This is a genomic window from Bradyrhizobium sp. USDA 4474 (assembly GCF_054057515.1).
This window is the reverse complement of sequence record NZ_JBSRZJ010000002.1, coordinates 4,656,530-4,680,073: the sequence shown is the minus strand read 5'-3', so window position 1 is coordinate 4,680,073 and position 23,544 is coordinate 4,656,530. Positions and strand designations below refer to the sequence as shown.

Sequence of the window (23,544 nt, the reverse complement as noted above, 5' to 3'; positions counted from 1 at the left end):
CGTGTTGGTGTAAAAGGCGAATGATGTCACTGCTTGTCATCCAGCCTCTCTCGTTTCCGGATATTCAGCAGGTTGCATGCCGGCTGCGAGAACGACTTTCAAATGTGCCTTGCACAGAACTCGGCATGAGCCTCTCTTCTTCAAGCTCGCGAGTCGCCAGATTAGCGAGCTGAAATCCACGCCGTCGCGGTTCTGCCGAGCACTAGCTCGTACTCCGGCCGGACTTTTTGCAACCGATATTTCTCCTCGATAAGCTAGCGATGGACCCTCCGCGCTAGGATTCGATCGAACTAAGCTAACAACCTCGCCTCCAATCCACCGCAATGTCCGATGACTTGTGCTGCGTCTCATCACTTCTGATGCGGCGGAGGCCTCGGCAATCAAGAAGAGCTAGCAGTATCCGGCGGCGCTCAGTCGCCGCCCCCTGGTTTCGTCCACAGCATGCCATCGCACCACACGTGATCAACGCGATCCCACTGACAGGCGGATGCCGCATTCGGGAAAAAGCCGCGTCCATTGTGATTGGCGCTGGTGTTGCATAGTAGAGGAATTCCCGTGAGGCCTTCGTATTCGACGAGAAGCTCGGCAACTTTGTGCTGAGAGGTCCTGCAAATAGTCTGCAATCGGGCAGATCCGTCCAGATGTACAATAGCGGGAATCTTATCCCGCCATTCTGGTCGTGTTAGGTGCTCGAAGAGCATGTAAGGATCTGGCGTTCCGGGACTAAAAATATCCGTCGCCCGATCCTCCAGGCATATTGGCGCCACTGGCCGGAAGTGCTCGCGATGTTTGATGTCGTTGAGACGGTCCTTCATTTGCGGCGTTGTCGCCGCGGCCAGTATGCTTCTGCTACCCAGAGCCCGAGGTCCAAGCTCCGCGCGGCCCGCAAGAAAAATGACAGGCTTGTTGCTGGCAAGAATGGTCGCGAGTTCGCGCATGCTGCATGGTGCGCCGCTCCATCCGGACGGCACGTCCCCTCTTTCCACGGCTGGACCACTATAGACGGACCATTCCAAGGGTACAAAACCTTGTTCCGCCGCCAATGCGGAGCAAGCAGCACCTATTGCGGAGCCACTGTCATTCGGAAAGGGGGGCACCCAGATAGCATCGAACAAGCCGGTCGCTCGTAATGCACTATTCCATTTTATGTTGAGACCGCAGCCGCCGGTTATGCAGAGATTACGCGCGGGAAGGCTCGAATGTCTCTGTATGGCACTCGCGAGCTTGCTAACGAGCAATCGCTCTTGAAAGCAATGAAAGGATGCAAGCACATTTGCGGAAGGTTTGGCCCTTAGCCGAAGCGCGCAGGCATCGAAGAAAGCATGGACAGGCTCAAGCGCGACGTCCTCGCTGCAACGACCGACGGGCTCCGTAAACGTGCTAAAGTGCTTTGCGTAGAGCTGGTGAAAATCCTCGACGATGCCTTCATCGACTGAACCGAGTGCGATGTAGGCCATCAACTTGCCGGCAACACCCAGGTCCCACTTGGTCCGGTTCGCCTGCTTGTATGGCCCGAAATGATAACCCGCGGCAGCATAAGCATGCCCTATCAGCGGGAAGAGACACTCGAGGAACCTGGCTGCCCGACGTTCTACATGGTAGAGCCGTGGAAAGGAGGCACCGTCCCAAACCAGACAGAACGCGGGCTCCCCGGCTTTGGCGAAAGGACTAGTACAAAAAGCGGAAGCCACGTGGGCTGCGACATGCGGATAGCTTTTATAGGGGAAGGCGCTCTCCTTGAGCATGAGCCCAGCGCCGTCGTGCGCTATGAGGAGTCCTTCGGCATCGCTCTCAACATATGGCGCCGCTTTAAGGGCGATGGGTGCAGTCCCGCTGAGAACCTGAAATTGGGACTCAACCTCGCCCCACCATCCGTCGATAACGAATTGGTCAACGTCCCCCGGATCAAAACCGTGCTCTGCCAAGGCGTGAACAACCGCATCGAGATTGTGGAGTTTTTGATATCGTGGATTATTGTCCCGCTTCTCCTGCTCGACACAAAAGACTAGCCGTCCGTCCTCGACAAGCGCGACTGCTCCGTCATGGGTCAGTTTGATACCGCAGATTCGCATACAGTCTCCGCACCTAACGTCAGATACATCGATTTGCGTCCCAACTGCTGCTCATGTCGCGAGACTCAGATGGGCTCCCACAGTCACGATGCACGCTCCGGGCCAGTTCCAATCAGAGGAATCGCTGGCAACTGTCTGACCAAAGTGCAGGTTGGACGCGACTTGACCGATTCGCGACACCGAACGCGTTCGGTTTCGGACCAAGCACTCGCCCCTGCGGCAACAATCTCAATGCGCACGACCTGCGGCGCCTTGTGCCTTCGACGTCGGGCGAACGAGTGCAGCGAAACTCACAAGCAGATAAACGATATCGTCGCCGCGCAATGCACGGAATGGCTCATCGCCAAACGAACGCGCTTCGCAATTCAGTTAGCGCCTAGGCAATCGCGCTAGGACGAGATTGCATAAATCGTAGCGAACTGCGCGTATCATTGGCAACTGTGCCGAGATGCCCGGGAGTGTCGGGAACACCGATGCGCTCGTCTGCACCGATTTGGCGCTGAAGGCACGTTGAGAAAAACACAGATGCTCGTTTTGGAGTGGTGCTCGCTCAACCTCGCGAACAGCCGCCGATCGTTGCATCGCCGCCCGTGTTGCGTGAAGACACCGGACACGGATGCCCCGAACGGCTAAAGGGTAGGCAGCACATGATCCGGGATCATGGCGGCTCAACATATCCGCCTAACCACCGTTTATCTCAGCTCCGCCAGTCGAGCCGATTTGACCGTCACCATCATCAGATGGAACGCATCTCCGCCGTCCTTCCTTGGGCTCCGCTTGCCGCTGGAATAGGGCGAGTTGGCACAGCCCCGACCTCTCATCCTTTCGATCCGCATACTGACTCGTCGACCGGTCCTTCTATTTCTAAGATCAGGAGACGTGGCCCGAAGCAACTAGGAATCGCAGTCCCTTCATGTCACACCTTAACCGATGCTCGCCGTTCACGGACACAGGAGCTGCTTACAGTGCACAGTGAAAGTAGTTAAGAGCTGAAGCGGAGATATTCATACCAATGCCTTCATCTGAGCCTCGACCAGCGATTATCTGAGCCTAAGGCTATTTAGCGCCTGGACGATGCGCTTCAGTCCGATCGCCAATGTCCCTGGTGGGGCGCCGAATGAGACTCGCAGGCCGCTGACGTCGCCAAACGCTTCTCCCGCGGCGCAAGCCACATTAGTTTTCTTCAGAAGCCATCTTGCAAAATCATCCGTCACTCCAACTTGCCCCTCGTCCCTCAAGGCAGATGCAAGCCTGTTTAGATCAAGATAGAAGAAGAATGCGCCGTCGGCGCGAGATAGGGTTACATCGCGTAGATTAGAAAGAATATTAAGACCTGAGTCGCGAGCGCTGAAAAGCCGTTCGTATGTCTCCCGCTCAACCTGACCGCCGGCGCGAAAGCGGCTTAGCGTGGCGCGCTGCACCTCTTGGCTTGGTGTCATCGCTGAATAGCCCCGAAGCTTGCTTGCGGTGGAAACGATGGACCGGGGAGCCGCGAAATAACCCAAGCGAGCGCCAGATATTGCCAGTGCCTGTGAACATGGATTGACGATGATCGTTCGTGATCTCAAGGCGGGGTGCACCACGACGATCGACTCATGGCGCTGCAAGCCTGTGAATACTAATCTTGAGTAGCGCTCGTCCGAAATAATCCATATCCGGAACTCGATAGCAAGCTCGGCTAACTCCTGCAATGTTGTTCGATTGTAAACTGCACCCGTTGGATTGTTGGGTGAATTGATCATCATCGCTTTCGTGCGTGATGTGACGGCAGCTCGGATCGAACTGACATCTGGGGTATATCGTGGTCGCTGAGCATCGACGAACACCGGTATCGCGCCAGCGCCGTGAACGAGCGCTGGTACCGACGGCTGCCAGGGCCGGATAATGATAACTTCGTCGCCTCGCTCCAGAACAGCCAACACTGCATAAAGCAGCGCTTCATCTGAACCAGCGGTGATTGCGATCTCTTCCGGACACCAATCAAAACCTGTCTCGGCCGCCATCCTCTCCGCAATAGCTTTGCGGAGCGGCAGGTGGCCAGCGGGATCCACGACGCCGCTCGCCTCAGATTCGCCTGTATACACCGTCCTGTCGAGCACTGATGAGGATGTATGGAAGACCTCCTCATTCGCGAGATCGATGAACTGATGTTCGCCGCAAAATGCAGAGCTCGACGCCACGTCTTGGGCGCCGGGCGCCTGCCCGGTAACACAGAACATTGTCCGGAGGGGCGGCAAAGTGACCCTCATAAGGCAGTCGACCTCGAACGGCGAGCTGACGCTCGCGATCGCCGTTGTGGCTCAACATCAAGTCGGACTGATCCTTGGCTCAACAATGGCAACACAGAAACTTGTTCTGGACTGCTTGCAAATAGGGGCACCTGCCGTTGTCCTCCCTGCGAATCGTTCTGCCGATAGCGCCTCTATGCCTGTGTCATTCCGAGCCAAAGGATTTCGCAAGCGTGAGGATAAGGCAGCGCGCGCCGGGCAAAGACCATTGAAGGTGACATATTGCAGCTTCTGACCAAACTGTCCGATGGTGCATCGTCCGGGTCCGCGCGAGCGACCACTGTGCGTCATGGCTAATCCAGATCAATTGCCAGTGTTAGTAGTTGATAAGGCGAGCATCAAAGCCACTCTTTGGCCTGCACAGAGCCCTTCTTCTTGGTGGTCATCCTTCTCCGCTTTAATGGCTAGACGCAAAATGAAAGACATGAGTGAAAGATCAGAAAGCTCTCGCCTATTTAAGCCCGCATCTGTTCGTCCGCTGTGGCGCTTTTCGCACATGGTCGTAGCATCCCGAACATTGCGTGGGTGCTTAAGCGGCACACAATGCCCACTCGATCGCTAGAATGGCTTGTCTTCCAACTCGCCTCGCTCCGGAAATGCCAGCCAGCACATGCAAAAGGCTGGTACGACGCTTGCTTAAGGATGAAGCGAAGAGCCATCGAGATACCCCGCCAGAGCTAATCCTTAACAAGTGAGTGACTATATGTCCGGTGTCGCCGGTGCGTTTCTCTGCGTTTTCAAGTGAACCATCGCCGCGTGTCGTTGATCAACTGAACAAAATGATTCCCACCCTTGCACTCCGTGGGCAAGCTGGTGTCGTAGTGTCTGCCGTTATGCAAGGGCGCGGACTCCGGCATGGTAGGGCGTTTCAATCAAACGATAGTTCGGTACGCATTGACTGCATCGACCAGGACCCGGGCTTTCAGCCTCATGTTGCAATTGCGCAGATCCGTAGCGGATCCTGTGGAACTGGAGATGGCGGCGGCGTCCAGTCAATTCCTAGCCGCCACTTCGCCATTTCGCTGGACGGCGCCTTGGTGAACGCTCATGAACTCAGGAGCGAATTACTCGCTCGAGGCCGGCTGCTAGATACGAGCACTGACGCCGAGCTCTTGCTGAGGTGGATTGAACACGCTTGCGAACGAGAATATTGGCGTCACGGCCGGCCCGTAAACTACGAAGCTATCTTTCGCGATCTTGATGACCGTATCGATGGTGCCCTTAGTGCGCTTTTGCTAGATAAGGACGGAGATCTTGTTGCATACCGCAGTCGAAGCGGTTTGCGACCATTGGAGACTATGCGAGCACGTAATGGCTTGTTGCTCTTTGCTTCTGAAAATTGTGCCTTCGCAGGCTTGGAAGGTGAAACCAGCGAGCTCTTGCCTGGGAGCATACAGCGCGTGGATGCTAAGACCGGCGCCAGCGTTGACCATGCCCTGAACTGCCGAGGATATAGGGCCAAGCTCTGCGCCTACGAAGCCCTCTATTTGGGAAGCCCGAACACGTCGGTCGACGGCCATTCACATCGCCAAACCCGTTACAACATCGGACTCTCTTTGGGGAGAATTGTTGCGGAGCGAGTTAAAACAGATCTCTTGATGCCGCCAATCGTGTCCTCCATGCCAAATACAGGGGGGCCATACGCCGATGGTCTGTTTGACTCTCTCGCCGAACAGGGCGTGGTTACCGACCGTATTGACGTAGTGGCGACGCAATTTTTTGAGCGAACGCTGCTCGGCAGAACCAACGCCCGGCAATCTCGCATCGCCCGGAAGTATCGAGTGTCCGAACCCGCCGTTGCTGAGCGGACCGTAATAATTGTCGACGAGGCGCTCATTCGAGGTGATACCAGCAAAGCCGTCACGACGATGCTTCTTGCCGCTGGAGCCAAAGCTGTACATTGGGCGATTGGTTCTCCTCCTATAGTTGCGCCAAACTACTACGGCATGGGTATTGATACGCTAGACGAGCTCGCATTCTGGCAGGCATTGAAGCGGCTGCCGTCCGAACTGCTCGCCCAATGCCTCCGCTTCCACAGGATGGAGCCGCCAGCGCTCAGAATCGTTGAGAGCAATATTGCGACGGGGATCCAAGCAGCATCGATAACCTATCTGCCCTTCCGCGCCCTTGTATCGGTATTGGCCAACAGGCTAGAGGGCATCGATCTGTCACCCTTCACGTTCGACATGCCGACCCCCGCTGGGCGGCAGCTCGCGCGTAGTCACTTGGAAGCGTTGCTGGCCACCCTTCCTATCAATACCCGTTCGAGGTCAAGATCATGAAACCCGTTCTCGTGTTTGACTGGAACGGAACACTGCTCGATGACACCTATGCGCTGCTCGAAACGACCAATGTCATTTTGGACCGCTTTGGTCGCCCGAGCATCGATATAAAGACCTTTCGAGATCGTTGTGATGTTCCCCTCTCTCGTCTCTATCATAGCCTTGGAATGCCGCAGGAGGAGGTTGAGGCAGTGGAGCATGACGAAGGCGCACTGTTTCACGACACATACGAGCCTCTTGCGGCCAAAGCCGATTTACGTGAGGGGGCGCGCAGAGTACTGGAGTTGGCGCAACGAGAATCAGCACTGCTCATCATTCTTAGCAACCACATAGTTGCGCCTCTGAAATCCCAGCTGAGAAGGCTTGGGGTGGATAACTACATCACCGATGTGCTCGCATTCGAAAGTCGCGCCACGCAGTACAAATCGATGAGCAAAGGAGAGCGACTTCGGCTTTATATGGACAACCACAACCTGAAGCCATCGTCCACCTTCATCATCGGCGACATGCCGGTCGAGACCAATATTGCACGAGACCTCGGGCTGACGAGCATATCTATTACCGGGGGATTTGTTTCGACCTCCCGCCTGCAAGCCGCCCATCCAGATTACACGATCAACAACCACCACGAGCTCGTGCCCATCCTGCAAAGGCATGGCTTTTTTCAGGATGTTGAATCATGAGCAAGGGATCATCAGTGAACGCGCCCTCCACAACGATCAAGCAGTGCATAGGTCTCGTCGGAGCAGGGCGCATGGGAACGGGTATAGGCATCAGCCTGCTGCGTCAGCAAAGCGAGCTCCACATCAAAGTCAACAAGAACCGGCTCGGTGCTGATCGCCTGACAGGTGCCGGAGCCCGAGAGCACAAGTCGCTCGCTGAGTTGGCGCAGCACGTAAGTGTGGTGGTGTTGTCCTTACCCTCCAGCCGCGAGGTTGAGACGGTGTGTCTCGGTCACGATGGGCTGTTTGCGCACATGAGCCGAGGAGGTTTGATAATTGATTGCACGACCTCTTATCCTGCCTCTACCATTGCATTGGCCAAAAAGGCGCAAAGACGAGGTCTAAGCTTTATTGACGCTCCAGTGACACGAAGCCCCGAGCAAGCTGAGCTCGGCCTTCTCAATGCGATGGTTGGATCAGATGCAACACTCTTTCCCGTCGCCGAACGCATTCTGGCCGCGTTTTGCGAGACCGTCCTGCATGCTGGCGATGTCGGACAAGGCCACAAGCTGAAGCTCGTTTACAACAGCATGACTATGGGCATAGCTGCGGTTGCCGCTGAGGTTTGCCAATTGGCAGATCGTCTTCAGATTGATCTTGTAACGCTGCGTTCCCTGGTCAGTCGGGGTTCTACTAACAGTGGAATATTTCAAGCCTTCGCTGCCTTTTTGTTGGGAGAGAGACCAGATGCACTGGCAATCTCGATTGGGAATGCTGCAAAGGATATCGAGTGTGCGGTGCGCCTAGCGCGCGAAAGCGCGGTGTGCGTGCCGGTTCTGGATGCTGCCGCGGTGGAATTCAGCGTCTCGGTTATCGCAGGAAAGGGTGAACTGACCCTACCACATTTGGCTCGATCATGAACGCTTATTATGACTTCAAGCGGACCATCTTTCAAGCATGCCCTCTCCTTCTCCCTGCTGGGCTTCGCAGCCAATGAAATCAAGTTGGTTTTTCATCACAGCCTGGAGAAAACTCCCGCCCGAGACCGTTGGACAAAAATCAGCAAGGCTGATTTCTGCATTCCGATGGATCCATATTCTCATCATAATAGCAGACGATCCGTGTGCCGTTGTTGCAGGGTCCTATCCATGCAACGTCCCCCGGCGCAGCGTGTTGTTGAGCGAAGTGTATGCCACTGGTCAAAGACTTGGGCTTCGCAACCTTCGGATGCCCCATCTTTTTTGAAGCGCTCAAGACCCTGGGGACCTTTTTCATCTTCTATCTCAGCTCCCTGATTTTACCGCTGCCGTGAATCCTGAATTCAGCTTCGCGATATCATGAGCCTGCGGAACTTTGCTCGGTGCGCCCAGCGATATGATTATGTCGCCGGTCGTTGTTCTGCCTGCTGCGATCAGATTAGCGGCCGTGTTTGCGGATACGTTTACGAGGGTCCAACTCGGGGTGATGTTACCGTTCGCCATCGCGACGAAATTTGCTTCGTGCGTCAGAACGTCGGGCGCAGTGGTCCCGACCTCAGAGGGTACATTGGCTGAAATTAAGAACGGCAGCGTCGCGCCATCGAGCCAGTCCTGGACCTTTAGATCGGCGTCGAGAAAAATGCCGCCTTTTTCAATGCAAGGTCGGGGCTCGACAAGGTCATGCGTTTGATTGTTGAGGAAGTCGGCAGCTACGTCGTAAGTGTAGTCGATGTTTTCCGTGCGCGTAGCGTCGGCTTGCAGGAGTCCTCCCAGTCCTAGAGCTGTCGATTGAGGCGTTGAGATACTCGTTCTGTTGCTAAAATTCGTTGTTGCACTGGGGAGCAGCTGCTTGAAGCTGAGCCCCGGATTTAGGCTGCCCTTTTCCTCGGCGATGAGCTTGATCGTGATCTTGGCTTTGGCCTTATCGAGCCAAGTCAGTCGTCGCGTGTGACATCGCAGAGCGTTCTTGAGATCGTTGTTGTGAGCCGCGATCACGGCATCGCGCAGTTCGCATTTCGCGTGATTCAAGATCCGGTTGATCAAGAACGCCGTAGCGTGCGGCTCGTTTGGTGCAACGATATCCGGGAGATAGGTCCCGCATCCCCCGACCATGAAGCAACAAGCTGCTGAAACGAGCGCTGCCACTTTTCGATCTAAAATGATCATCGGCTTGCCTAAATAAAAAGTCGCAAATAAACTTTCGTCCACGATATAGCATCTCGACCAGCAAGTCAGTTGCGAAAATATTGCAATGCAACTTAAATCGGAAATCACGAAAGGGGCTCGGCTAAAACTACGCCGCGCCGTGGCATCGATGAGAAGGTCCGCCGGTTTTAGTTCTGGCCTACGGCTTCCGTCCGCGCTTGCGCGATCCCTTCACGGCGCGTTTTACCTGTCTCACCAGTACGCCTCTGTTGTCCTCAATCTCGTGCTCCCAGAACCTCAGGACGGTCCAACCCTGGATCGGTCGATGTCGAACGCTTTCGCCAAGCCCAGCCCTCCTTAGGAGCCCATGATCGCACGATCGAAATCGTTTGGGCGCCAAAAGATTTCGTCAATTGGCTATCCGCTCGCCGTTTTGAGGATGCCGAGGGATCTGAACGCCCTTCTGTCCATTCCCCAGCGATGAACATCCAAATTTCCGGGTACACAGCTTCCGCCGCTTTTTCCCGCCGCGTGATGCCCGCACCTTAATGTCCCCAGCGAAGAGCCAGGGGGTTGACCTCATTCGCAAGCTCGATCAAGCCAGCTCTCGTCGCGGGATGGATCTGTTCGAGCGGATGCCGTACGGCTTCGCATTTGATCACGCCACCTTCAGCCATCACGCTCTTGGCAGCGCGCAGGCCACACTGGCGATTTTCGAAATTGATGAGCGGCAGCACCTTTGCATACGCCAGAGCGGCCTGCTGCCTGTCGCCCGCTCTGTGATGAGCGAGCACGGGGCCCAGCAGGTCCGGCAACAACGCGCTTGACATTGTTCCGCTCGCACCGGCGTCGAGGTCTGCCATCATGCTGATGGCTTCCTCCCCGTCGAAAGGACCAACTATGATCTCACCTCCGAGCTCGATCAGACTGCGCAGCTTGGCAGCCGCAAACGGCACCTCGATCTTGAAATATCTGGCGAGCGGCACCTCGCAAGCGAGCCGAACGAGAAACGGGACCGTCAATGTAACGCCGGACAGCGGAGCGTCCTGGACCATGATCGGAATCCCGGCTGTGTCCGCGACCCGGCCGAAATGCTCGATCATGGCGCCTTCGTCCGCTTTGAGGCTTGCACCATGATACGGCGGCATCAGCATGAGGAGACTTGCGCCACGTTCGGCCGCATAGCGGGCCCGTTGCACCGCAATCTGCGTGCTGAAATGGCTGCAGGTCACCATGACCGGCTTGCGGCCCGCAACATGCGAAAGACAGAGCTCGACCAGAATGTCACGTTCCTGATCAGAGAGCAGGAACTGCTCGGAGTAATTGGCCAGAATGCAGATCCCGTCCACGCCTTGATCAATCATGCAATCGAGAACGCGCCGCTGCCCTTCGAGATCGAGATCTCCCGAGTCCGTAAACGGCGTCGGAGCAACCGGGAACAAGCCGCGATAAATGGGAGTTTTCGCATTTCTCATGTAGAGGATTCCGGACAGGAGGCAGTCAATTGCTCTCGAACTCGGTCAGCCCATCGCAAACCTCCAAGGACTGGAGATTGACTGCCGTGGCGTCACGAACAAGTTTGGTTTGAGGTCTTGGTCGGAGCGTTTCGGCACCCCCTAGACCCAGCCAGGCGGCACCAGGTCCGTCAAAATGGCAAGACATTCAAACAGGAAGTAGCTTCCGAAGATCAGTTCAACGTTCTGGGCCGCATCGATATCGCGCACGATTGCCTTTCGGGTGAAGCAACCGCCGGTGAGCATTCCAGGCGGTCGCCGGTCATCGGGACCAGTCGGCGTCAGGTATTTTGAGATCAGCTGAGTAACTGTGCGCTCGGCAAATAATCTATATTTGGCGCCCCGCTCAGGACCAAGTGCGGATGCGAGGCGCAGCGCTGCGGCAGCAGCGATAGCAGTGGCCGCAGTATCCCTGCTAGTGTTGGGGATCGCCGGATCGTCGAAATCCCAGAAGGCAACGAGATCCGCAGGGACGTGGTCGATCCACCAGTTAAGAAGGCGCACGGCGTAGTCGCGCCATAGCTCCTCGTCCGGGCGGACCATGGCGGCGTGAGCGGTGTAGAGCATCGCCCATCCCTGCGCCCGGCCCCAGGTGCTGATATCGCTATATCCTTTGTGCGTGTGCGTCCTGAGTACCTCCCCGGTGTGGGGATAGAGGGTGGACGACTGGATAACTGAATTGTCCCGCCGCACATGGATGTCCAGAACACGCCGCAGATGTGCATTGGCAACCTCCTCCATCCCGGCATCGGAAAGCTCGTCCGCGGCCCAATAGAGCAGGCCTGTCGCCTGGAGCGAGTCGATGCTGCTCTCGGAGGCTCCGACTGCGTTCGCCTCCTCGGCATCGCTGCCCAACGGTATCAGTCCGAGATGTGGATCGAACATATCACGAAGCGACCTCGCCGCTGTCAGAGCAGCGTCGCGTGCGTTTTCGTCTTTGCACAAGATGCTGCCGAGGGCGCCAGCATGATAGAAGCCGAAGCCTTTGAAGGCCGTAAGCCGCTCGGCACGCGGCAACATTCGACTTAGCGCAGCACGGGCGTCTTCGATTGGGAACTGCCGGGGATCAGCGAGATGCGCGAGCCAGAGCTCGCCGACAAATGCCCCGCCCGTCCAATCACCATCGGGCGTGAAGGTCCATTTTCCGTCTGCGGCACTCGCCCAGTGTGGCAAGCCCGAGCGTGCAATGTCCCGAGTCTCAGCAATGCGCTTGAGCATGCGCCCGCGCGCGAGCAGATATTGGTTGTCCGACATGGCTTCCGGTCCATCATAAAACTCGCCGCGCGGCCTTTGGCCTGGCGACAACTCAAAGCTCTTTACCAACAGATCCTGGGCTAGCGCGAATGGTGAGTGTTCACGCGACTTCCAAGCGTGCTTGGTTGCATCGCCGCCGAGCAGCAAACCTCGTCAGCAGCACCGCGAGGGACCGACGCCGCGCGCAACGTTTAGGCCTCTCACTATGCCCCCCCCCCCGTTGGAAAGCTTGCTACTTCCAAGAAATCTCTTTGTTCGTTTAGTGATGCGAGTCCGCAGCGCCGATGGCGCCTGTATCGTAAAGATCCTTCAATTTCGTGTCGTCATAGCCGAGCTCTTTCAGAATCTCTTCGGTTTGCGCTCCGAGCTTTTGCGGCGGCAAACGCACGTCCGGCTGCTCGCCGTCGTAGCGCACGGGATGGCCGACAAGGGTAATGGGAGCGCCGGTCGCGCCGGTGACGACCTGAAAATGTCCGTTGTGCGCGATCTGCGGATCCGCAACCACGTCGGCATAATCGTTCACCGCAGCGTGCCAAATTCCATGGGCTTCGAACAAGCCGATGCATTCGCTCGTTGTGCGTTCGGCGACATTGGCCGCGATCATGGCGGAGGCCTCATCCCGCCGGCGATACGCATCCTCGTCAGGAATCCGCCGGTCGGCGGGAAGGCCAAGCGCGTCTGAGAGCGCCTCGAGGGATCCCAAAGAAATCGCAATGTGCCCATCGTGCGTCGCATAGATGCCGTAAGGCGCGCCATAATACCAGCCCGCGACCGGGCCCGGCTGACGGACGTCGTCAGGCCTTTGGCCGTTCAAGTAGCAGGTAAATGATTCCATCTGGAGATCGAGCGCAGCCGACAGCAAACTAACATCGACCCGGCAGCCCTGCCCTGTGCGCGCTTTCCTCACCAGCGCAGCCAGGATGCCCGCCGCAAACAAGGCGGCGCCGTGATGATCAATGGCGGAAACGCCGACGGCGCGAGGCCCTTGCTCGCGACTTCCGGTAATCATCGCAAGTCCTGACAGCGCCTGGATCAGCAGATCCTGGCCCGGGCGGTTGACGTAGGGCCCGTCAGGACCGTAGCCGGACGCAGCGGCATAGATGATCTGCGGATTGATCTTCTTTGCATCCTCGTAGCCGAGACCAAGCTTGTCGAGCACACCCGGGCGGAAGTTCTCTGCGATCACATCCGATTTCGCGATCAGTTGTCTGGCGATGACCACGGCTTCGGGTTTTTTCAGATCGAGCGCGAGGCTGCGCTTGTTGCGGTTTCCCGTGAGAAGCAACATCGACTGGCCATCAACCTGCTTGTCGGCCCCGCCCCATTTCCTCTGAAAGGCCCCTCCGGGCGGTTCTACGGCGATCACGTCCGCGCCGAGGTCGGCGAGAAACTGCACGCCGACCGGACCCATCAGAAAGTGATTGAGGCTGAGGACACGAACGCCCTTCAAGAGATCGACCATCACATCCTAGCCTTCGGTTTTTCGCTGAAACGAGCGCTTTGGTCTTCGATTTCTGAAATCGATTTCAGAGTTAAGCGATGCGAGAAGCGGAGTCAAGTGAATCACCCAACTTTCAAATGAGCCTGGCCTCGTCCCGCTTGATCTGCGCCTGAGTGGGTCAGAAATAGCGCGCACGGCCCGCATCCAGGGCTTGAGAAAGTGGCGCTGGTGATGGTTTAACCCTTGTGAGAGGAAACTCTCTCCGGCTCCTGGTGACCAACGCAAATGGACAAGAAACACGTGATCGCGCCGAAAAGCCGCCAGCAGCCGCGGGTGAAGATCGAGGACGTCGCCCGGAAGGCGGATGTGTCGCCGGCGACCGTATCGCGAGTGCTCAATCACCCCGATATCGTACGGCCGGAGCTTCGTGACCGGGTCATGCGGCATATCAATGATCTCGCCTATACGCGCGATAGCGCAGCGCGAGCATTGAAATCGGGACGCATGCGGACCATCGGCATCATCGTTCCGACGCTGGCACTCGGTATCTTTGCAGAAGGCGTCGAAGCGCTCCAGAACCGCCTTAGCGAGAGCGGCTACACATTGTTCATTGCGAATTCGCAATATGACCACCGGCGGGAATTTCAGGAACTGCGCAGCCTCATTGAACGTGGCATCGATGGAATCGTGCTGGTCGGAGCTTCCCACGGACGGGAGCTGAGGAGCCTGATCGAACAGTCAGGCGTACCCGTCATCACCACCTATGTTGCCAAGGCCGGCGGCATGCCCGCGATCGGAATCGACAACGAAAGCGCCACCCGCGAGATGACGCAGTATCTGCTCAGGCTTGGACACGCCCGCTTCGGCGCGATCGCCAACGTCGCTGCCGTGTCGAACGACAGATCCCGCGCCAGGCTCGAGGGAATTCAGCGCGCGCTCTCCGACGCCGGCCTCCCGCTCAAGCCAACCCAGATCGTCAAGGCCGATTATTCGCTTGCCCAGGGCCGTAGTGCCCTTCGTCAACTCCTCACCGATCACCCGGACACGACAGCAGTTATCTGCACCACCGACACGCTTGCCATCGGAGCAATGGCAGAGGCTCGCAAGATGGGTCTGGCCGTACCGGCTACGCTATCCATCACAGGATTTGACGATGTGGAGCTGGCGGCGCAAATGGACCCGCCGCTCACAACGGTCAGTGTTCCCGCAGCAGAAATCGGCCGGGGAGCCGCCGATTATCTCATCAATGCCATCGCCGGAAGTCCTGTCCCGAAAAGTGTCGTACTGCCGTACCGGCTGGTCATGCGCTCATCGAGCGCGCCGCCGCGGTCTGGCGCCCGTCGCGGGCGCAGTCGAGATCATTGAGCAGGCAACGTCCCTGAAATCATTTCAGAACCGCGGCCTATCCTTCGCGGCCCCAGGCAGCCGGTGGGCATTTCATTGAACAATTGCCCGTAAGCAGAGCCTGCCGAGCAGGCAGTGCGCCGAGCGACCGTCAATAGCGCCGAAGGCGTCTCAATGCTCGCGTTCAACGTGAACGGAGTGAACGGGCGCGTGGTGGTGGCTCGCACCCAGTTCGTGCAGTCTATGGTGCAGGCGATGATGCGCAAGTTCAAGGGCGGCTCGCAGCCGCAAGTGCCGGGCTTCATCGGACTTGGGAGCAAGCGTGTCCATATAGGCGATCGATCCCTCGATTTGTGCAAGGACCGACACTGCGTCCGCGGTGGCAAAGATGGGCATGTCGCCTACCTGGACATATACCGCACTGGTATGCGCCGCAATGTCGGCTTCGCGTCCGGCGACACTGCCCCGAACGCGTAGCGCGATCCAGCATGACGCGCTGACGGGCAGCGAGAGCTGTCCCTTGCAAGATAAGCCGCCACATCGAACCTGCTCGACGACGCTGCCGTTGCGGATCAGCTCCAGGCGCGCTGGCGGCACGCTGACCGATTCGATCCGCCAGTCGATCGTGAGGATGCCGCCTGAACGGGGAAGCTCCACCGTGCCTCCAGGGCGCCGTCCTTCAACGGTCATCTCAATCAGAGGCCCGACAGTAATGAACGTGTCGCCATGACGTACGGCATCCATCCAGTTGCGATACGTAAAGTCACGTTCGCCAAGCCGCACATACGTCCGCGAGCCCCCGAGGAGTGCGGCCGCGTCCATCTTGTCGGAGCCGGCTACCAGCGGCAGATGGTAGCCGATGTTGAGGTAACGGTACCAGTCGGCGAGTCCAAATGCGCTGATCTGTGCAGTCCGCGGGTTGAACGACATCATTTCGATGGCGTCGACAAGACCGAGCACAATGTCGGCCGCCCGCTCCGCTTGCGGATTCGGCGCGTGCGGCATGACGACCAGTCCCCCTTGCTGGCGGCAGCGCTCCGCCCAATCGGCCATGGTCGCTTCCAGAACATCGCCGATCGCAGCTTCGTTGGGCCCGCCGCAAGAGAGCGGATTGATCATCTCGCCTTCGTAACCAAGCAAAGATATGTGCCCTAGAACCTGCATCCGGTTCTCGGTGCCGACCCGAACCAGAAATTCTCCGTCTCCGCCGAAATCCTTTGCCCCGATCGTCGTGCGTCCGTCGAAATCGGCGACGTTGGTGAATAGCTCGCCCCATTGTGCGGCGAGCAAGTTGACGACGTTGACACCCTCCGCCTTGCCCTCAAGCAGGGCTGTCTGCGGGCTCAGGAAATGGACGTGCGTATCAGAGCTCACCCATCCCCGTTCGCGCCAGCGCAGCACACGATCGAGCTCAAAGGTGAGATTGTCCGTCATTGGAGTGATTTCGACGATGGTGCGTAGCGGTCGCACCTCAAACCCTCTGCAGATCTCTACAAACACGGGCCCGAGCGGCAGGTCTGCCTCGCAGCTGCCGTCCACGTAAGCGTACTGATTTAGCCCATTGGCAAATTCGCCCGAGAAGTCCTCGAACCGGCCGGTATTGACCTTGCGGTGATGTCCCTTTGGTGGCAGATATTCGCCGTGCGCACCATGGACATGCAGCCGCGCGGCAACACGCGCGCTGCTGCCCTTCTCCACGATGCGGATCTTGACCGGCCTTGTGGCGGGCTCGACTGCTGCCATCTCGAACGAGGCGCCGCCTGCGCTGCCGCCACTTTCCAGCGATCGAAGGTCAAATATATGCAAGCGGCCATCCTCGGAGCACAGATAGAGCTTCGCATCAGGATGCGCCGAGTACTCGATGATGACTTCGTTTTCGGAGCGCACGGGCTGCACATCAACTTTGGCGCCTAGCCAATCCGCTCTGGAGTACTCGAGCACTGCGCGGGCGGAGATGACGGCGCCAAGGTCCATGCCGATCTGCTCGCCTCGATCGTCAACATCGAGCTCGCCAAGCTTATTTAGATGGACCCCGGGCGGCAGGCTCACTTTCAGTTTGCGACGGAACTGGAGGCGAAGCGGGTGCTGGGCGAGCGCTGTCGTGGTCACCGCAAACACAAGAGAGATTTCCTGCTCCGCGCGCAAACTTAACGCCGAGAGCTCCTTGTCCGGATAAGGATTGGGCAGCGCGTAAAGCCACAGGTTCTCGCCTTGCCGATCCATGCGTCCCGATTGGTTGCGGGCCTCGCCCTGGAAGAAGCTCGCCCCCGGCGCTCTGCCGAGTATGAAATCCTCGCCGGTGCTTGCATGTACAATGGGGGCGCGTAGAGGCAAGGCAGCGAATGGACTCGCACCCCAGGAGATATGGTTCTGCTGGACCGCGAAGCGGCGCAGCACCGGCACGTCGCTTTCGCTGCCGTCGGTATAGCGGAGCCCGTATGTCGCTATGCAATCACCGAGTGGATTGCCTTCTATAGGCAGCGTAGCCGGGCCAATCTCTCCGAAACCCTCGGGGCTTGCAATCGTGCGGTCTGCCGCCACTTGCACAAACAGCAAATAGCTCGCCATTGTCGGCGGCAAGGCAATGACGGCGGGAGGCGCCCCGGGGCGCAGCTCCAGCACATCCGGCCCTGTATCGCTGCCGAAGAGAAAGGGCATGCCGCGATGGGTCTGGAGCCCGCGAAGCGAATTGATCCAGCCCGTGTCACCCGGACGGCTTGCGAAACCTTCGGGCGCATTTGCGCGCCTGGCGTTGAAGTAGGCTTTCAAGTCCACTGGCGTGAAGTGCGGCGATGAAGGTGTTTTCATGCTTCGGACTCCAGTTTCGGCAACTCAGTGCATCGCAAGCAGTCTTCGTCTTGTGAATGGCCGCGCCCGCAAGAACGCTTGTGCCGCCCCATGCTCATGCCCAGCATGACGAGATACGCGCGACCCCATACGAGCTTGCGCTGACGCGAACGCCTTCCGCAGCCTCGGGGCACGGCGAAGGGCATGGGCAGAGCGCGTTCATTCACCGATGTAGAGGCGGCCGCGCTTCTTGGCGATCCGATAGACCAGCACGCTCAGGAGCGCGATCACCGATCCATAGACAGGAAACATCCAGGCGATGTGCTCGCGTTGCAGCCAGACAAGCAGATAGGGTGACGTCCCGCCAAACAGGGAGACACCGAGCGCATAGCCGAGAGCCACTCCCGTGGTCCGCACGGCGCGCGGCATCAGCGTGGTGGCGATGAAGTTATAGAGAGCCATGTTGAAGCCGACGATCGCGCCGCCGAATACCGTGACAAAGAAGAACGTGACAATGCCTTTTTCAGAATAGAGCATCGTCAGGAAGAAACACGGGATAAGCAGAAGGCGCAGCAGCGTGAACGCGCGCGAGGGTCGCACCTTGTCCGCGAAAGCACCGACGAGAGGTGCCGTCGACATCCAGATCAGGACCATCAGCGTCATGATCCCGTACACATACGTGCTGTTTTCCTTGAAGACCGTGTTGGCCATGTTGGGCAGGCCGGTATTCCAGGCATAGTTGGCGATCTGCACGGACCCGATCACCAGGATGACTGCGAGCAAGGATAGGCGGACACTCCATAGCGTTTTCCACACGCCGCCAGTCGTCTCCTGAAGGCGCGAAGAATCATCATGCCGATGCATGGCTTGATTGATCAGAGTCTCCGGCACCGTCGTGCGCAGATAGATGATCAGAAGGCCGAGCACGCCCCCGACTGCAAAGGGTATGCGCCATGCCCACTCCCGCATGGCTTCAGGCGCGACGGAGGCGCTCACCAGGAAGGCAACCAGGCTAGATCCAAGATTTCCCAACTGGATGAATGTGCCACCGATCAGACCGAGGTAGTGTCCCTCCTTGCCAGGAGGCGCCAATTCAATGGCAATGGCGTTTGCAACACCAGCCTCAGCGCCTGTGGCAAGTCCTTGAATCAGGCGCATGATCAGCAGTGCTACGGCCGCCGTGACGCCGATATCCTTGTAGGTGGGCAACAAGGATATCAAAAGCGAGCAAACCGCCATGGCGGTGACCGAGATCAGCATCACACGCTTGTGGCTGATGCGATCTGCGACCGGACCCAGCAAAGCTGCGCCCAGCGGCCGCGCGCAAAAACCCGCCCCGTACACGGCCAGTCCCGCTAGCAGCGAGGTGGTAGGATCATCTGAAGGGAAAAAGTGCGGCGAGAGAAACGCAGCCATGACGCCGTAGACATTCCAGTCGTACCACTCCAGCGCCACCCCTCCTCCAAGGCCGGCCGTCATCCGCTTGTTGGCGGTTGGCTTATCAAGCTGGATAGGTAAAGCGCTAGGCTGAGCAATGATGTTCATGGGTTCTCGGCTCTATTGATGACGTTCATGCGTTGCGGGTGCGCGCGAGAACGAGCAGCCGCTCGTCGGCTCAACTGCGCTCGCCGCTGTGGCGGCTACGAGTGTGGCTGTCTTAGAACCGACCGGAGTGCCCAAGCGCTTGGGCACAAGGTGCGGGGGAAGCCGGCGGGAAGCACGCCTGGCTCGGCGTATTTGCGCGCCTCGCCTCACGCCCGCCGTCTGCGCGCAGGACGCCTCCATCCTCGCGCCTGACTTGTGCGGCGGCGCGCATAAAACGCGCGCGACATTCCGTGCCATTCCCATGGCTAGCCTTCCTCCTGTTGCTCTAAGCGCGCTTCTGAAGAAGCTGACATTGTTGTTGGGCACCGCGGCGTCACAAGGCCGTCTCAGCGTCAATGGGACCCCTGAGATGCGCCCCGCCTCTCGGCCAGTTGCACTTCCGGCTCACCGCAGGACGGACATTTCAATACGCTTCTGAAATCGATTTCAGTTACAATAGAAATCCGAAACCATCAGTCAAGCCTTTTTTTGCGGCCAGACGCAGCATTGTGGGCCACGGTCCGCTGTGCGCGAGCAAGGCGCGCCAGCGCTTCGGACGAAATTGCACCAAAAAGCCGCCTCGTCCATCGTGTTTGCTAAGAAATCGTTTTCAGTCTAAGGCTGGCTTCATATTCATATCGGGAGAACTTGCATGACCCAGACGTCCGATCTCATCCTGTCGACATCCGTCGCGTCCCATGTGCGCCTCTTGACGCTGAATAGGACATCGAAGCGAAACGCCTTGAGCAACGACATGATTCTGGCGCTGGGCGCCGCCTTGCGCGAGGCCGCAATCGACCAAGATGTGCGCTGTGTCGTACTCTGTGGCAGTGATGCGTTCTTCTCTGCGGGGGCAGACATCAAGGAGATGCGAGAGCGCGGCTTTGAGGCAATCGACAATTCTGCACGACGTTCTGCCTGGCGGGATGTCGCCAATTTCCCCAAGCCTCTCATTGCCGCAGTCGAGGGCATTTGCTTTGGCGGCGGCCACGAATTGGCGCTTCTCGCCGATATCGTGATTGCAGGCGAAGGGGCGGCATTTGGACAGCCTGAGATTAACATCGGGATACTGCCGGGCGATGGCGCGACGCAAAGGCTGACGCGCGTGGCCGGCAAATCGCTGGCCATGCTGATGATCCTGAGCGGCCAATCCATCACGGCGCGGATGGCGATGCAGGCCGGCCTGGTGGCGGAAGTTGTCGAAAGTGGCAGGGCGCAGAATCGTGCGCTCGAACTAGCCGATCTGATAGCGCAAAAGCCCCCCCGTTCGGCTGAACTTGCCAAAGCGGCCGTTCTCGCCGCTTTTCAGACCACGCTGGACGCCGGACTTGAGTTTGAACGGCAAGCCATTCGCTTTGCGTTCAGCACAGCTGACCAGCAGGAAGGGATGAACGCCTTCTTTGAGAAAAGGCCGCCGAACTATCGCGGAAACTGACTGCCGCGATCTGCTCACATGCGTGGCCAGCCAAGCTGGCCCGTCCAGCATGGGCCATCAACACTCCTTCGGCTCGACCAGGCCGGCGCTACGGGCGACGATCTGGTATTGGCCCGCCTTTGCCACGCCAACATACATGTTCATCTTGCAGTGGCGCTTGCCCGGCACCATCTCCGCCGGGCCGCCAGGCCCGTGCGCAAGCTTTGCGTGGTCGAGCGCGGCAGCGACCGCCTCGCGGTCAGTTGTACCAGTTTCCTTCACTGCGGCTTCCCACAGCTTCAGCCCTCGATAAGTGCCGGTCGCGGCGCTCCCTGCTGAGAACCGGAACTTGCCAGGAAACTGCTTTTCGTAGGCGGACTGAATTTTGGCGCTCACCGGATCTTCCACCGCAAGTGCCTTGTAATAGTCGAGGCTGCTGGCGAGGCCCTCGATCTCGTGCGCCTGGTTCATCTCGAGCGTGTTCTCGTCATAGTAGACGCAGCCCAGCTTTCCCCCATTCCTGGAAAAGCCCGCTTCATAAAGCTGTTTGAAGAAGGAGCCGACGCCCGGCGGGATGACGCTGTTGAATACCACGTCTACTTTGTTGGAGGTGATGCGGCTCACGGTGGATGAAAAATCGATTTGGTCGAGGGGGTAGTACTCCTCGAACACCACCTCCCCGCCGCTGCTCTCGATCACCTTGCGCGCATAGGCGTTGATTGTCTGTGGCCAGATGTAGTTGGAGCCAGGCAGCGCGAAGCGTTTGCCGCCGTTCTTGATCAACCACGGAATGAACTGGTCGCAATTCTGCGCCGGTACCGGGCCCGTGCAGAACAGATAGGGCGTACATTCCCTGCCCTCGTAGGCCTGCGGATAGATGTAGAGGGTCTTACCACGAGCGATGATGATGTCCTTTATGGCGTTGCGCATGGAGCTCGCGATGCCACCGAGCACCAGGTCGACCTTGTCTCGCTGAATCAGCTTGCGGACATTGGCAACGGCGACCGACTCGTTGGACGCGGTGTCCTCGATTAGGAGCTCGATGGGGCGCCCCAGGAGACCCCCATTTTCGTTGATCTCGCTGACCACCATGCGAGCGACATTGGCGTCGGTATTCCCAGCAAAGCCGAGTGCCCCGGTAACATCGGTGGCAATGCCTATCCTGATCGGGCCTTCGGCGGCGTTGGCCCAGTCAGGACGGATGACCCAGCTGCCCGGGCCGGCCGCAATCGCCGCAGACGCAAAGGCGAAATTTCCGAGAAAGCGGCGGCGACTAAGCTGTCGGTGACGTTTCGACATCAAACTGACCTCCCCTTGGCTGATGGCGTAAGATCGACGTGCCCCGCTCTTTCAGGGGCACGGCAGCCGGAACGCTATCCGTCAATTTGGGGGAGCGAGCAGGCTCTTCGGCCCATTTTTTGGGTAAAATCGCGTAACGAAGGGGCGCATTCAGGACCGTCTGAAATAATCTCTCGCGTTCTCACCAAGGATTCTGACGGCTAAGCGCTCTGCGTCTCGAAATCCAAAGTAACCGCTCGCGACCTTTTCCTTCAGTACCTCACTGATGAGCTGGCGTGCGCCCTTTATCGCGGCAAACGTCTCCTCGACGTGAAGGCAGTCTCCACCGATCATCATCCGGGATTCATCCGGCAAGACTTCAATGGCCTCGTGCAGGGCGAGCTTGAAATGTGACGGGCTCAGCAGAAACGACCAGCACAAATCAAGCCAGACATTTCGATACACAAAAGCCATTCCTAACAAATCACGGCTCCAAGGATAGGCCAAATGCATCAGCAGAAAACGCGTCCGAGGATGACGCTCAATCAACCCGGTCATACGTAGCGGGTGGGAGCCCCTTATGATTGCCGTTCCAAGGTGAGTTTGCACCGGCAGGTCGGCCTCGCCTGCGAGTTGACAAAACAGGTCGACGATAAAGTCGCAGAATGCCTTGCGCGCTGCCGGTGACGGTGAAATTTGTCCCCAGGCCTGCCGAGCCAGTTCCTCGTTCGGTTCGTCAAAGCTTAGATCACGGTCATAGGCGAGTGCGTTTTTAAGCGCGATGTGATTGCGCCGGGAGCAGCCGGCTACGAGCTCACGGATTGCATCGCAATAATCGTCGAAGGTTTTCACCTCCATGCCGAGGCGCCGCAGCAACTTATGGCCGCAATTTCCATTGTGATCGCGGGATTCTGCGTGCCAGCCGAGAGCGAATGCGTTAATCCGCAGAACCGCATCGTAGCTTTGCCCTAGGACCGGCCGCGGATCCGTCAACGGATCGAGAAAAGGGTCCGTTACGATCCTCCCGATACCGGCGCGCCTAATTACTTCGCTTGGCCATGTCGCTTCCATGTGGCGCAAGCGCACGCTAGCATCCACCGCCTCCCAATTGTCGCGAGTAATTCCAATGTCGGCGACGCCGTAAAGATCGGCAACCCCGCGGACGAGATTGCGGACGAATGCGTTCGATCCGCTCCTCTCCACGAACGGCGCAAGGGCCTCCCAGGTGGTCGGCTCTGTCGGGGTAAATATCATATTGCTCGTTGCCTTGGGCTCGGATGGCAGCACCTGGCTGGTCCAAGCCGCATAGCTCTGCTGGAACAGCTTCAACAGATTTACGTCCCGGCTATGCGCGACCTCCGCCATGTGATGTTCATGGACATCGACGACTTGGCATGCATTTACAAAATTGCCTATAGTTTCAGACATCTTCCCTCTCTGTTCAGCCATCGTTAAGGAGCTCGAAAGCGCCACCTTTGGCTATGAGATGGCCGCCGCCGCG

General features: G+C 58.1%; 15 protein-coding genes and 1 pseudogene. 6 read left to right on the top strand and 10 right to left on the bottom strand.

What is annotated here, in order from left to right:
* Positions 1 to 410 precede the first annotated feature (410 nt).
* Positions 411 to 2,072 carry a nodulation protein NodU gene (gene nodU / locus ACVW16_RS23950; RefSeq protein ID WP_456701548.1) on the bottom strand — a complete coding sequence of 554 codons (1,662 nt, stop codon included), beginning with the start codon at positions 2,070 to 2,072 and terminating at the stop codon, positions 411 to 413.
* Between the two features lie 1,040 nt (positions 2,073 to 3,112).
* A complete protein-coding gene (locus ACVW16_RS23945; protein ID WP_456738342.1) occupies positions 3,113 to 4,291 on the bottom strand; it encodes a pyridoxal phosphate-dependent aminotransferase in 1,179 nt (392 codons plus the stop codon).
* A gap of 848 nt (positions 4,292 to 5,139) precedes the next feature.
* Between ACVW16_RS23945 and ACVW16_RS23940 the strand changes: the two are divergent.
* From ACVW16_RS23940 to ACVW16_RS23925, 4 genes and pseudogenes are all read left to right on the top strand, one after another.
* A pseudogene (locus ACVW16_RS23940) lies at positions 5,140 to 5,697 on the top strand (class II glutamine amidotransferase); the annotation flags it as partial.
* Positions 5,698 to 5,760: 63 nt separating this feature from the next.
* A complete protein-coding gene (locus ACVW16_RS23935; RefSeq protein ID WP_456802636.1) occupies positions 5,761 to 6,642 on the top strand; it encodes a hypothetical protein in 882 nt (293 codons plus the stop codon).
* Positions 6,639 to 7,325: an HAD family hydrolase gene (locus ACVW16_RS23930; RefSeq protein ID WP_456701545.1), complete on the top strand. Its 687-nt coding sequence runs from the start codon at positions 6,639 to 6,641 to the stop codon at positions 7,323 to 7,325. The genes ACVW16_RS23935 and ACVW16_RS23930 overlap by 4 nt, the downstream gene beginning before the upstream one ends.
* Positions 7,322 to 8,224: an NAD(P)-dependent oxidoreductase gene (locus ACVW16_RS23925; protein WP_456737448.1), complete on the top strand. Its 903-nt coding sequence runs from the start codon at positions 7,322 to 7,324 to the stop codon at positions 8,222 to 8,224. Before ACVW16_RS23930 ends, ACVW16_RS23925 begins: the two co-directional genes overlap by 4 nt.
* A 363-nt stretch (positions 8,225 to 8,587) precedes the next feature.
* Here ACVW16_RS23925 and ACVW16_RS23920 read toward each other — a convergent pair whose 3' ends face one another.
* The 4 genes from ACVW16_RS23920 to ACVW16_RS23905 all read right to left on the bottom strand — a co-directional run bounded on the left by ACVW16_RS23920 (position 8,588) and on the right by ACVW16_RS23905 (position 13,657).
* Complete coding sequence (locus tag ACVW16_RS23920) at positions 8,588 to 9,490, bottom strand: hypothetical protein (protein WP_456701543.1); 903 nt, start codon at positions 9,488 to 9,490, stop codon at positions 8,588 to 8,590.
* Positions 9,491 to 9,972: 482 nt separating this feature from the next.
* Positions 9,973 to 10,902 carry a dihydrodipicolinate synthase family protein gene (locus ACVW16_RS23915; protein ID WP_456701542.1) on the bottom strand — a complete coding sequence of 310 codons (930 nt, stop codon included), beginning with the start codon at positions 10,900 to 10,902 and terminating at the stop codon, positions 9,973 to 9,975.
* Positions 10,903 to 11,043: 141 nt separating this feature from the next.
* Positions 11,044 to 12,195 carry a hypothetical protein gene (locus tag ACVW16_RS23910; RefSeq protein WP_456737447.1) on the bottom strand — a complete coding sequence of 384 codons (1,152 nt, stop codon included), beginning with the start codon at positions 12,193 to 12,195 and terminating at the stop codon, positions 11,044 to 11,046.
* A gap of 259 nt (positions 12,196 to 12,454) precedes the next feature.
* Entirely contained in the window at positions 12,455 to 13,657 is a 1,203-nt protein-coding gene (locus tag ACVW16_RS23905) for a CaiB/BaiF CoA transferase family protein (RefSeq protein ID WP_456701540.1), read from the bottom strand.
* Positions 13,658 to 13,921: 264 nt separating this feature from the next.
* Here ACVW16_RS23905 and ACVW16_RS23900 point away from each other — a divergent pair, with 264 nt between their 5' ends.
* Entirely contained in the window at positions 13,922 to 15,001 is a 1,080-nt protein-coding gene (locus tag ACVW16_RS23900) for a LacI family DNA-binding transcriptional regulator (protein ID WP_456701539.1), read from the top strand.
* Between the two features lie 150 nt (positions 15,002 to 15,151).
* Here the strand turns inward: ACVW16_RS23900 and ACVW16_RS23895 are convergent, their stop codons facing one another.
* Together ACVW16_RS23895 and ACVW16_RS23890 are read right to left on the bottom strand one after the other, a co-directional pair.
* Positions 15,152 to 17,788, bottom strand: a complete 2,637-nt coding sequence (locus tag ACVW16_RS23895) for a CehA/McbA family metallohydrolase (RefSeq protein ID WP_456701538.1) — start codon at positions 17,786 to 17,788, stop codon at positions 15,152 to 15,154.
* 198 nt (positions 17,789 to 17,986) lie between these two features.
* Positions 17,987 to 19,312 carry an MFS transporter gene (locus ACVW16_RS23890; RefSeq protein ID WP_456701537.1) on the bottom strand — a complete coding sequence of 442 codons (1,326 nt, stop codon included), beginning with the start codon at positions 19,310 to 19,312 and terminating at the stop codon, positions 17,987 to 17,989.
* Positions 19,313 to 20,003: 691 nt separating this feature from the next.
* Here ACVW16_RS23890 and ACVW16_RS23885 point away from each other — a divergent pair.
* Positions 20,004 to 20,786, top strand: a complete 783-nt coding sequence (locus ACVW16_RS23885) for an enoyl-CoA hydratase-related protein (protein WP_456701536.1) — start codon at positions 20,004 to 20,006, stop codon at positions 20,784 to 20,786.
* 57 nt (positions 20,787 to 20,843) lie between these two features.
* Here ACVW16_RS23885 and ACVW16_RS23880 read toward each other — a convergent pair whose 3' ends face one another.
* Complete coding sequence (locus tag ACVW16_RS23880; RefSeq protein ID WP_456701535.1) at positions 20,844 to 22,064, bottom strand: substrate-binding protein; 1,221 nt, start codon at positions 22,062 to 22,064, stop codon at positions 20,844 to 20,846.
* Between the two features lie 150 nt (positions 22,065 to 22,214).
* The gene (locus ACVW16_RS23875) at positions 22,215 to 23,471 is read right to left on the bottom strand and encodes an amidohydrolase family protein (RefSeq protein WP_456701534.1); all 1,257 of its coding nucleotides are present in this window, start codon (positions 23,469 to 23,471) and stop codon (positions 22,215 to 22,217) included.
* Between the last annotated feature and the right edge of the window lie 73 nt (positions 23,472 to 23,544).

Coding starts and splice junctions, on each gene's coding strand:
- nodU (WP_456701548.1), bottom strand. CDS start 2,072: ATGCGAATCTGCGGTATCAAACTGACCCATGACGGAGCAGTCGCGCTT.
- ACVW16_RS23945 (WP_456738342.1), bottom strand. CDS start 4,291: ATGTTCTGTGTTACCGGGCAGGCGCCCGGCGCCCAAGACGTGGCGTCG.
- ACVW16_RS23930 (WP_456701545.1), top strand. CDS start 6,639: ATGAAACCCGTTCTCGTGTTTGACTGGAACGGAACACTGCTCGATGAC.
- ACVW16_RS23925 (WP_456737448.1), top strand. CDS start 7,322: ATGAGCAAGGGATCATCAGTGAACGCGCCCTCCACAACGATCAAGCAG.
- ACVW16_RS23915 (WP_456701542.1), bottom strand. CDS start 10,902: ATGAGAAATGCGAAAACTCCCATTTATCGCGGCTTGTTCCCGGTTGCT.
- ACVW16_RS23910 (WP_456737447.1), bottom strand. CDS start 12,195: ATGTCGGACAACCAATATCTGCTCGCGCGCGGGCGCATGCTCAAGCGC.
- ACVW16_RS23905 (WP_456701540.1), bottom strand. CDS start 13,657: ATGGTCGATCTCTTGAAGGGCGTTCGTGTCCTCAGCCTCAATCACTTT.
- ACVW16_RS23900 (WP_456701539.1), top strand. CDS start 13,922: ATGGACAAGAAACACGTGATCGCGCCGAAAAGCCGCCAGCAGCCGCGG.
- ACVW16_RS23895 (WP_456701538.1), bottom strand. CDS start 17,788: ATGAAAACACCTTCATCGCCGCACTTCACGCCAGTGGACTTGAAAGCC.
- ACVW16_RS23890 (WP_456701537.1), bottom strand. CDS start 19,312: ATGAACATCATTGCTCAGCCTAGCGCTTTACCTATCCAGCTTGATAAG.
- ACVW16_RS23885 (WP_456701536.1), top strand. CDS start 20,004: ATGACCCAGACGTCCGATCTCATCCTGTCGACATCCGTCGCGTCCCAT.
- ACVW16_RS23880 (WP_456701535.1), bottom strand. CDS start 22,064: ATGTCGAAACGTCACCGACAGCTTAGTCGCCGCCGCTTTCTCGGAAAT.
- ACVW16_RS23875 (WP_456701534.1), bottom strand. CDS start 23,471: ATGTCTGAAACTATAGGCAATTTTGTAAATGCATGCCAAGTCGTCGAT.